This window comes from Serratia sp. TSA_105.2, from assembly GCF_052692115.1.
The window spans coordinates 350,420-360,495 of the sequence record NZ_JBQZFT010000001.1; the positions used below are offsets into that span (position 1 = coordinate 350,420).

Here is a 10,076-nt window from a genome sequence, read left to right on the forward strand (position 1 = left end):
TGGCCCGCCATGCAGACTATCCGATTCTTACCTGACCGTCTTAACGCAGAGCCTGTCGTCTTCCGGGGATTCACCACCCCGGAGATGGGACTGGCGGCGTTGGCGGGCGTAGGGCTGGGTCTGCTCGTGTCGTTGCCGTTTCTTCCCCTTGCCGGTTGGGTCGTGATACCCACCGGCATGCTGGTGACGCCGCTTCTCGTCATCTGGTTTGGGGGCAGCCGGTTGACGCGTCTGAAGCGCGGTAAACCGGAGAATTATATCTGGCAGCGCCTCGAGGCGCGTAAACGTCGCATGGGGTGGGGGGATCCCACCCTGATTATCGACAAACAGGGCTGGTCGTTGCGTCGCAGCCGCGTTGTTAAGAGGTCCACATGAGCCGTTTCAGACATGCGGTTAAAAACCGCGATCAGCACATTCTCACGTTGCGTGTTGCCTGCGGTGTGCTGGTCGTTTTCCTTCTGGTGGCCAGTATCGGCTGGATGCGGGCGCCAGATAATTTGACTATCCATAACCCGCCAGACCTGCGCAGTGGTTCTACCCGCGCCTGGTGGGAGGTGCCACCGTCCACGATCTACAGCTTCGGTTTTTATATCTTCCAGCAACTCAATGCCTGGCCAAAGAACGGTGAGGTGGATTACCCGGGAAAAATCAATGGCCTGTCACCGTACCTGACGCCGTCGTGTGAGCGCTTTCTGAAAGCGGATGCCAAAAAGCGTAGCGAAAGCGGTGAGCTTGCCGGCAGAACGCGCGTGGTGTTCGAAATCCCCGAACACGGCTACAACGGCCGCTATAACCAGAGCCCGGTGACGGTCAAAGGCCGTGATAACTGGGTAGTGCGTCTTGACCTGGTGGCGGATGAGTCCTTTGCCGGCGAACCGGTGAAACGCGCACTGACACGTTACCCGCTGAAAGTGGTGCGCGCAGAAGGGGATCCGGAGCGTAATGAATTTGGTCTGGCGCTGGATTGTTACGACAGCATGCCACAGCGTCTTGCTGCGGCGCCGGCGGAACCCGCGCCTGAGAAAAAAGGAGTCTTCCAATGATGAAAGCACGTGTTCTGGCGCTTTCCCTGAGTGTACTTCCCCTGGCGGCGACGTTCAGCGTGCCGGTTACCCAGGCGGAAGAGCTGATGAAATGGGAGCGTATCCCGTTGCAAATCCCGCTGGCCGTCGGCAAGGAGCGGGTGCTGTTTGCCGATAAAAATGTCCGCGTCGGCTTCCCGCCGGCGCTGAACGGTAAGCTGCGAGTGCAAAGCAGTGGCGGCGCGGTTTATCTGAAAGCGGATGCCGCTTTCCCTTCAACCCGTCTGCAACTGCAGGACGTGGAAAACGGGGAGGTTATTCTCCTTGATGTGACGGCATCGGACAAAGGCCCGGCCGAACCGGTGCGCATTGTCTACAGCGGTGACGTGACCTCGGTCAGCAGCAGTAATGACACGTCTGCTGCTTCAGGGGGAAACAACGCGGCGCCCGGGGCGGATAACGGCACCCAGGCGAAGCGTAAAAAAGTCAAATACAACGCGCCGCTGCCGGTCGTCCTGACGCGTTACGCGGCACAGAGCCTGTACGGCCCGGTGCGCACGGTTGAAGCGGTGCCCGGCATTCATCCGGTCAACCCGCACCTACCTAAACGTATTACCACATTGTACCCGTCAGAGCCGGTGGCCATCACGCCGCTGGGCGGCTGGGGTATTGGCAGCCGCAACGTGGTGGCGCTGAAGGTGCAAAACACCGCCAGCCGCAAAATCACGCTCGATCCCCGGGTACTGCAGGGACAGTTTGTAACGGCGACGTTCCAGCACCGTTATTTGGGACCCGTTGGCACGCCGGAAGACACTACCACGCTGTACCTGGTCACGTCCGGTCGCCCGGATAGCGCGTTTGTCGCGGAGCCATCATCGGTTCGCAAAGCCGTAAAAGCGGCGAAGAAGGGGGCAAACCATGGCTGATGTGAAATCCAACATGTTGCCGAAAGTGATTGTGTTCGGCGTGCTGGCTACCGCGATCCTCGTCGGGCTTAAGGCCTGCAGCGGCGGTAAAACACAGGAGGAGACTCAGCAGGCGCATAACGTGCTGGCCAGCATGTCGCCGGAAGAGCTGCGGGCGCTGGGTGTGGAGGGGGATACCCCGGAGGACACGCTGCGTACCCTGGTGGGCACCCTGCGTACTACCCGAACCCAGCAGGCCGAGCTGCAGAAAAACATTGATAAAGTGCTGAAAGAAAACGAAGAACTTCGCAAGCGCAATACCAATGTGTCCGGTCAGGTCAATGAGGCCGTGGCCGGCTTCCAAAAACAAGCGCAGCAGAGCCAGCAGCAGCTTCAGCAGGAGCAGCAAACGCTGATGGGAAAAATCCAGACGCTGACCGAGCAGTTGAGTGCAAACAGGGACAAGGCAAAAAGCGACAGTGATATTCCGCTGGGGCTGGGACTGGATGGCATGGGCGCCGGGGACGGTGGTGCCGCTCCTGGTCAGGATGGCTTGATGTGGGTCGGACCGAAAGACATGAAAGAACCCGACCCACGTAATCCGAACAGCGTCAAAGACGGCCCGCAGTTCCCGACGTCGTTCCTGTTGGACAATGCGATCACACGCCAAAAAGCTGCCTATGAGCAGCAGGTTAAAGGACATACCAATGAAAAAGGGGAGGAGAACGCCGAGCCGGTGTTTACCCTGCCTGAGAATTCCACCCTGGTGGGCAGCCGCGCCATGACGGCGCTGCTGGGCCGCGTGCCGATCAACGGCACGGTGACTGACCCTTACCCGTTCAAGCTGATGATTGGCAAAGACAACCTGACGGCGAACGGCATCGAGTTGCCGGACGTCGAGGGTGCGATTGTCTCGGGGACCGCCAGCGGGGACTGGACGTTGTCGTGTGTGCGCGGCCAGGTCAACAGCATCACCTTTGTGTTTGCGGACGGGACGGTTCGCACCCTGCCCAAGCCTGACACGAACCTGAAGGCGGGCGGCAATAACACCGCCAACAACGGCAAGGATGTCAGCACCACCGCCGGCATCGGCTGGATCTCCGATGACAACGGTATCCCGTGCATCGGTGGAGAGCGTAAGTCCAATGCCTCGACCTACCTGCCGACGATCGCCGCCTTGTCGGCCGCCAGCGCCGCCGGGGAAGGGATCAGTCAGGGGCAATACACCACGCAAAACAATGTGAATGGCATCACCTCGACCATGACCGGTAATGCCGGCCAGGCCGTGCTGGGCAAGGCGCTGTCAGGCGGGATGAAAGAGACCGCCGACTGGGTGCGTGAGCGCTACGGCATGATGTTCGACGCCGTGTACGTTCCGCCGGGCCAGAAGCTGGCCGTGCACATTACTCGCCAGCTGGCGATCGACTTTGAGACCAAAGGGCGCAAGGTGCGTTACGACGACTTCAGCCTGCCTGGCGAAGACGGCAACACCGGCGGGCTGGATTAACGCGTCATTCGGAGGAGAAAAGGCATGCTGTGGCGTCAATGCGAAAGGATGAGTCGCCCACAGAGTTGGGCGCTGGTTTTGCTGTCCTGCAGCGCGTTTTGGCTGGGTGTGCTGCTCCTGCTGTGTTTGCTTATAAGAGAATGATAATCATGCGGAAAAATCTGTTTAATCGAGTTATGGCCGTCGCGGTGATGGTCGGCGCTATCGCACTGACCGGCTGTTCAACGTCGAAAGAGGAAATGCTGCCACCGGGCGACAGCTCGATGCTGGAATTGTGGCAGGGTGCTGATGGCGGCGGAACGGCGCGCAATGCGGTGGCGGCGCGCGACAGCCTGCGCCGACCGCTCACCGAGAGCGAAAGCCAGGCAACAGCCGCGAGCGATCGCAGCTACAGCCGCACGCAGGAAAGCGAAATCAGCCAGCAGTTCCCGCGCCTGCCGAATCCCGACTTGGTGATGTACGTGTTCCCGCACCTGGCGGATGGCAACGCACCGGTGCCGGGCTACAGCACCGTGTTTCCCTTCTACAGCCAGGTGCAGTATGCGATGCCGGGTGAACGGACGGAGGCTTACTGATGCGGTTTTCCCTGTTTGATAAAAAGCGCCTGACACGTAAAAAGTCGGCGGCTGCTGCCCAGGGCGCACTGAACGTGACCGAGGACGGTGTGCCGCTGTCTGTCGACGGCCGTGAGCCATTCCGGCGCCAGGGCAAGATGACGGTAAAGGATGAGCAGCAGGTGTATCACGCCAATCCGTCCATCGTTGATTACCTGCCCTGGGCGGAGTTTCTCGACCGTGAGCAGTGTATCCTGCTCGATGACGGCGTATCTGTCGGCGCTGTGTTTGACATCACGCCGGTGGCGACCGAAGGGCGGACGGACGATCGCCTGGAGCAGATGCGTGACACGGTTGAGGATGCCCTGCAGGACTCGTTTGACGAGCATGATGAAAACCCCTGGATCGTGCAGTTCTTCTGCCAGGACGAGAACAATGTCGAGGCGTATATCGACAGGCTGCGACAGTATGTCAAACCCCATGCGCAGGGCAGTGCGTTTACTGAAGACTGGTTGAAAGAGACCGAGCGCCATCTGCGCGGGATTGCCCGTCCGGAAGGCCTGTTCAAAGATACGCTGATAACAGACCAACCGTGGCGTGGGCAGCAGCGACGGACCCGCATGGTGGTCTATCGCTGGATTGGTAAGAGCAATCATGATCCGATGCCACCGATTGCCATGCTGAATCAGACCTGTGAGCGCGTGACCGGTGCCCTGGCCGGTGCCGGCGTTGCCTGCGTGCGCCAGAACGGGGCGCAGGTCCATGACTGGTTGCTACGTCATTTTAACCCCAGCCCAGAGTGGGTGGATAAAGAGACGCTGTACCGCGATGCCGCCTATTCTGACAGCCGTGACACGCCGGAAGGCGCGATGCCGGTGCAGAATGATTTTGCCGAAACCCTGCTGTTCACCCCGCCCGTATCCGATCCTGACCACGGTGTATGGTGGTTCGATAACCAGGCGCATTGCGCGATCCCGGTCGAGAAACTGCGCCGTCCGCCGGAACCGGGCACAATCACAGGTGAAATGAAACGCGGCGAAAAGAAAATCAATGCGCTGATGGATCTGTTCCCGGAAGGGACGATAGTGTGCATGACGATTGTAGTGCAGCCTCAAGACACGCTGGAGAATGACTTCAATCGACTGGTCAAAAATGCCGTCGGTGAAAATACTGAATCTGGCCGCGTGCGCCAGGACGTGGCGCAGGTGAAAGAGTACCTGGGCAATCGCCACAAACTGTACCGTGCCGGTATCACTTTCCTGCTGCGTGCCGGCGATCTTACCACGCTCAATCACAAACGTGTCGAGCTCACCAACGTGTTGCTTGGCGCCGGCCTGCAGCCGGTTCGTCCGGAATTTGATGTGGCGCCGCTCAATACCTACCTGCGGGCGTTGCCGATGTGTTTTAACCCAGAGACGGACAAGAAACACTGGTACACCCGCCTGACCTGGGTACAGCATCTGGCCGGCCTGTTACCGGTGACCGGCCGCGAAACCGGGACCGGTCACCCCGGCATGAGCTTCTTCAACCGCGGTGGGGATACGCTGACGTTTGATCCGCTCAACAAGCACGACCGGAGTCAGAATGCGCACATGCTGTATTTTGGTCCGACCGGCGCGGGGAAATCGGCGACGTTGTGCGCGACCCTGTCGCAGCTGATGGCACTACACCGGCCGCGACTGTTTATTGCCGAAGCGGGGAACTCGTTCGGACTGCTGGCCGATTATTTCGAAAGCCTGGGGCTCAGTGTCAACAAGGTGAGTATCAAACCGGGCAGTGGCGTCTCGCTGCCGCCGTTCTCCTACGCGCATAAACTCGTCGACGATGCGTTAACCTCGCTGGCCCTGGATGAAAATGACCTGCCGGACATCGATGCCGATGACGACGAGGATGAAGATAAGCGCGATTACCTGGGAGAAATGGAAATCTCGGCGCGCATGATGATCACCGGCGGCGATGCGAAGGAAGAACATGAACTGAAACGCGCCGACCGCGCGATGATCCGTGAGGCGTTGCTGATGGCAGCGCGGCAGACCTATGACGAAGGACGGCAGATGTTGCCGGCAGACCTGCAGAAGGCACTGTACGCCATATCCAAAGACGAAGGGAGTGATATCCGTAACGTCCAGCGCCGGGCCAAAGCGGCCGAAATGGCGGAGTCGCTCGGGATGTTTACCCAGGCAGGCAGTTTTGAAGCAGAGCTGTTTAACCGTGAGGGCAGCCTGTGGCCAGAGGCGGATGTGACCCTGATTGACCTGGGGCACCTGGCACGCGAAGGCTATGAGGCGCAGATGGCGCTGACGATGGTGAGCCTGACCAATACCATCAACAACATTGCCGAACGAGACCAGTACTCGGAGCGGGATATCGTGTTCGCGGTGGATGAGGCACACATTGTGACGGTGAACTCGCTGCTGGCACCGTATATGACCAAAATCGTCAAGATGTGGCGTAAGCTCGGCGCCTGGCTGTGGCTGGCCACGCAGAACCTGAAAGACTTTCCGGATATTGCCGAGAAAATGCTGAACATGGCGGAGTGGTGGGTTTGTCTGACGATGCCGCCGGAGGAGGTCAACGACATTGCCCGCTTCAAGGCGCTGACTGAAGAGCAAAAGGCGGTGCTGCTGTCGGCCAGCAAGCTGTCTGGTTGCTATACCGAAGGTGTGGTGCTGTCGAAAAAACTCGAGGCGCTGTTCCGTGCGGTACCGCCGAGCCTGTATCTGGCGCTGGGGATGACCGAGAAAGAAGAGAAGGCCGAACGCCGCGCGCTGATGCAGGAATTTGGCTGCAGTGAGCTCGAGGCGGCGCGCAGGGTAGCGCAAAAGCTTGATCGCCTGCGCGGCCTGGCGGCGAACGGGGAGGCACGGGCTGCATGATGGCGCTGAAATACCCGGAACCGGTTGTTCGACCACATGGCCTGGTCTGTCGTGAACCGTCGTTGTTTACCCTCCCTCCGCAGGGCGTGGCCACCTTAAGCGAAACGGATGCGCTGGCGCTTGAGACGTTCTGTGCGGCTATCCGCGATAGGCTGCTGGGACCGATCCAACTTACCGCCCACCCGCATCGTATTGGGAGTCGTACCAGTGTGGCACTGCATCTTGAGGGGCGCCTTGGGCGTTGCATCGATGTGTTGATCACGGTGAACGGCAGTACGTTGTGGCCTCAGCCGGAGGAGTACGATCACCCGCGCTGGTATGTCACTGTGCCGGACGCGGCGGATGTGGTGTACCTGCTTCTTCACCTGAGCGAGCTGTGTGGGCGGTTTCGGATCAATTAGTTCTGGTCTACAATGAACCCGAAGGCTTTTATTTCTTTCACATTGTATGTCGCTTTCTACCGGCCTTTTGGCCGGTTTATTGTATATAGGGAAGGTAACATTATGGCGAGATATCGAATAGGGAACCGATTTTTATCACAGGAAGAATATGATGCAGAAATGGACTGGCGCTGGGTTTGTGGACTGTTTCTCATTGGTGCTATCGGTACGGGGATATTGGTCCACTCTTACTTTGTGAACCCAGAGTGGCATAAGTTGATTCGTTTCCTTGTTACCGTGATCCCCTCTAATTGCCATTGGCTTTTTGCTGGTCAGATTGCGTTATTTTATTATGGTGCTTGTTGGGCTCCTGATCATTCTGTTTGTTGTCTCTCTGATTGTCAGTATTATTTCCTCCATGATTTAAGGCGGCTTTATGAATGAGAGCGTTCTTCGTGCTTTTAGCTATAACGGTGCACTGTATGCGGGAATGGATCCGGGTAGCTATGCATGGCAGTCCGTACCTGTCGGCGACTGGGCCGCTCGACTCGATTTCAAAGTCTGGTCGAATACCACGTCCTCGGGCCACCTTGTCTGTTACTTTACCTCCCTAGATGATGGCCAACGATACCGTCTCTCGGCATTTCGACCGAAAAATGGTTCTCGTCGCTATACCCCAAAAGATGGTGGTATTGACTTTTCTGAAGCCGGGTTGGATGGGCAAGTATTTTTGTTGAATGTGGGAAAAACGCGTAATGGTACTTCTGCATGGTTGGGGGCTGAGTTTTTGGAGCGTGATAATTAAAAATCAGGTATCGAATGAAGTTTAGATCCTGAATCTAAGCACCGTGACGCGAAGAGAATCAGCGTGTTTATACGCTGCAGGATGTAACACGTGGCACAGTTGACTGCACAGTAGGATTGTATGTGACCCAACTGACAACGCAGGCGATATCATTCCTCCCGAAAACACGACTTGCTTGCTTTTTGATCTCACAGGCGGATAATGCGCCAAAAATTACATACCTTTACACTTTATGAAATGGATTTTCATGAAAAGGACTTTTCTTTCGAACGGATCCACATCGAAGGCGTTAAGCCACATTCTCGCTGGTGTTCTTTTCGCCAGCACTTTCTCGGGCATGGCCGCCACGCCCTCTGATACCCCGGAGCGAGCCGCTTCCGCTATTGATGCCCGCGAGCAGCAGCGCCAGCAGGAACGTGAGCGCGCCCTGCTTGAACAGAACACCCCACAGGCCGATGCGCGCCTTTCCCGCCCCGAGGCCGTGTTGCCGGATTACCCGGTCAATGAGTTCCCCTGCTTCACCATCAACCGGCTTACCCTGGTCGGGGAGTCGGCCGCTCGCTTTCAGTGGGCGCTGGACGCCGCGGCGGATGCCAGGGGCCGCTGTCTGGGCAGTCAGGGCATTGTGCTTGCCATCAACAAGGTGCAAAACGTCATACTGGCCAAGGGCTATGTCACAACACGCGTGATGGCGCAGGAGCAGGACTTGACCACGGGCGTATTGACGCTGACGTTGCAGCCGGGGCGTATTGGTGACATCCGCTTTGAGGAGCCGGTCTCCTGGCGTGGGCGGCTGTGGAACGCTATTCCGGCCTCACGCGGTGATATCCTCAACTTGCGTGATATCGAACAGGGGCTGGAGAACTTTAGACGGGTGCCCAGCGCCAATGCCGATATTAAAATCGTACCCGGCGTCGAGGACGGAACCAGTGACCTGCAGGTCAACTGGCATGAGGGGCGCCCGATACGGCTCAGTCTGGGGCTTGACGACAGCGGCTCCAAAAGTACCGGGCGTTATCTCGGTTCGGCCACTCTGGCTATCGATGCGCCGTTTGCACAGAATGACCTGTTTTACGCCAACATCGGCAAGGATGTGTTTCAGCACGGGCCGTTCGGCAACCGTTCACATACGCTGAACTACTTTTTCCCGGTGGGATATTGGGCTTTCTCGGCCAATTACAACGACTACACCTATCACCAGAACATCCCCAACGCCAATGAGGTGCTGCGCTACAGCGGCAAGAGCGACAACATGCAGTTGACCGTCTCCCGGTTGCTGTACCGCGACCAGTCGCACAAGTTAACGCTCAACCTGCGCGGTTACCGCAAGCACTCGACTAACGCCATGGACGACGTTGATATTGTGTCGCAAAAACGTCGGACCGCCGGCTGGGAGCTGGGGCTGAATCAGCGCAGCTACTTCGGTACCACTACGCTGGACGCCAATATCAACTGGCGCCGGGGTACCGGGGCGTTCAATGCCTTGCCTGCGCCGGAAGAATCGCGTCACGAAGGCAGTGCGCGTACCGGCATTTTGCTCGGCGACCTGGGCATCAACCGGCCTTTCTCCTGGGGTGAGCAGCCCTGGCGGTTTTATACCAGCGTGCGGGGCCAGTGGAGCCAGAATGCGTTGACGCCGCAGGAGCGGATGGCCATTGCCGGGCGTTACACGGTGCGTGGCTTTGACGGCGAACAGATGCTGTCCGGCGAAAAGGGCCTGCTGTGGCGCAATGAAATCGCCTGGAACGTGTTTTCTCGCGGGCATGAATTGTATCTGGCCGCCGACTACGGTCGGGTGGACGGCCCAAACACCCGCCACTTGGTTGGCCATCAATTGGCGGGCAGCGCGCTCGGCGTGCGCGGCGCGCTGTGGGGGCGATTCAGCTATGACCTGTTTGCCGGCGTTCCGCTCTACAAGCCTGCGGGGTTCCACACCTCCGGCGCGACCGCGGGTTTTAGCGTAAATCTGGAAATTTGAACATCGCGATACCGGCAGCGTTGCTGCGCTGACCTGAACGGACTGACTT

At 58.3% G+C, this 10,076-nt stretch carries 9 protein-coding genes; all 9 read left to right on the forward strand.

Annotated features, from left to right (window positions below; translation table 11 throughout):
* Positions 1–9: 9 nt before the first annotated feature.
* Entirely contained in the window at positions 10–375 is a 366-nt protein-coding gene (locus ACUTSC_RS01565) for a TIGR03750 family conjugal transfer protein (RefSeq protein WP_086580534.1), read from the forward strand.
* Entirely contained in the window at positions 372–1,043 is a 672-nt protein-coding gene (locus ACUTSC_RS01570; RefSeq protein ID WP_089181315.1) for a PFL_4703 family integrating conjugative element protein, read from the forward strand. The genes ACUTSC_RS01565 and ACUTSC_RS01570 overlap by 4 nt, the downstream gene beginning before the upstream one ends.
* Entirely contained in the window at positions 1,040–1,948 is a 909-nt protein-coding gene (locus ACUTSC_RS01575; protein ID WP_443003743.1) for a TIGR03749 family integrating conjugative element protein, read from the forward strand. Before ACUTSC_RS01570 ends, ACUTSC_RS01575 begins: the two co-directional genes overlap by 4 nt.
* Positions 1,941–3,434, forward strand: coding sequence for a TIGR03752 family integrating conjugative element protein (locus ACUTSC_RS01580; protein ID WP_443003742.1), 1,494 nt, complete (start codon positions 1,941–1,943; stop codon positions 3,432–3,434). The genes ACUTSC_RS01575 and ACUTSC_RS01580 overlap by 8 nt, the downstream gene beginning before the upstream one ends.
* A 149-nt stretch (positions 3,435–3,583) precedes the next feature.
* Positions 3,584–4,009 (forward strand): TIGR03751 family conjugal transfer lipoprotein, encoded by a 426-nt coding sequence (locus ACUTSC_RS01585; protein ID WP_443003741.1) that lies wholly within the window; start codon positions 3,584–3,586, stop codon positions 4,007–4,009.
* Entirely contained in the window at positions 4,009–6,864 is a 2,856-nt protein-coding gene (locus ACUTSC_RS01590; RefSeq protein ID WP_443003740.1) for a conjugative transfer ATPase, read from the forward strand. The genes ACUTSC_RS01585 and ACUTSC_RS01590 overlap by 1 nt, the downstream gene beginning before the upstream one ends.
* Positions 6,861–7,265 (forward strand): acetyltransferase, encoded by a 405-nt coding sequence (locus ACUTSC_RS01595; protein ID WP_443003739.1) that lies wholly within the window; start codon positions 6,861–6,863, stop codon positions 7,263–7,265. Before ACUTSC_RS01590 ends, ACUTSC_RS01595 begins: the two co-directional genes overlap by 4 nt.
* A gap of 415 nt (positions 7,266–7,680) precedes the next feature.
* A complete protein-coding gene (locus tag ACUTSC_RS01600; protein ID WP_443003738.1) occupies positions 7,681–8,049 on the forward strand; it encodes a hypothetical protein in 369 nt (122 codons plus the stop codon).
* Between the two features lie 337 nt (positions 8,050–8,386).
* On the forward strand, positions 8,387–10,027 hold the full coding sequence (locus ACUTSC_RS01605) for a ShlB/FhaC/HecB family hemolysin secretion/activation protein (protein ID WP_445653048.1): 1,641 nt from the start codon (positions 8,387–8,389) through the stop codon (positions 10,025–10,027).
* Positions 10,028–10,076 lie beyond the last annotated feature (49 nt).

What these genes read in the sequence shown, in the direction of transcription:
- ACUTSC_RS01575 (WP_443003743.1), top strand. Translation starts at nt 1,040, where the DNA reads ATGATGAAAGCACGTGTTCTGGCGCTTTCCCTGAGTGTACTTCCCCTG.
- ACUTSC_RS01565 (WP_086580534.1), top strand. Translation starts at nt 10, where the DNA reads ATGCAGACTATCCGATTCTTACCTGACCGTCTTAACGCAGAGCCTGTC.
- ACUTSC_RS01580 (WP_443003742.1), top strand. Translation starts at nt 1,941, where the DNA reads ATGGCTGATGTGAAATCCAACATGTTGCCGAAAGTGATTGTGTTCGGC.
- ACUTSC_RS01600 (WP_443003738.1), top strand. Translation starts at nt 7,681, where the DNA reads ATGAATGAGAGCGTTCTTCGTGCTTTTAGCTATAACGGTGCACTGTAT.
- ACUTSC_RS01585 (WP_443003741.1), top strand. Translation starts at nt 3,584, where the DNA reads ATGCGGAAAAATCTGTTTAATCGAGTTATGGCCGTCGCGGTGATGGTC.
- ACUTSC_RS01570 (WP_089181315.1), top strand. Translation starts at nt 372, where the DNA reads ATGAGCCGTTTCAGACATGCGGTTAAAAACCGCGATCAGCACATTCTC.
- ACUTSC_RS01590 (WP_443003740.1), top strand. Translation starts at nt 4,009, where the DNA reads ATGCGGTTTTCCCTGTTTGATAAAAAGCGCCTGACACGTAAAAAGTCG.
- ACUTSC_RS01605 (WP_445653048.1), top strand. Translation starts at nt 8,387, where the DNA reads ATGGCCGCCACGCCCTCTGATACCCCGGAGCGAGCCGCTTCCGCTATT.
- ACUTSC_RS01595 (WP_443003739.1), top strand. Translation starts at nt 6,861, where the DNA reads ATGATGGCGCTGAAATACCCGGAACCGGTTGTTCGACCACATGGCCTG.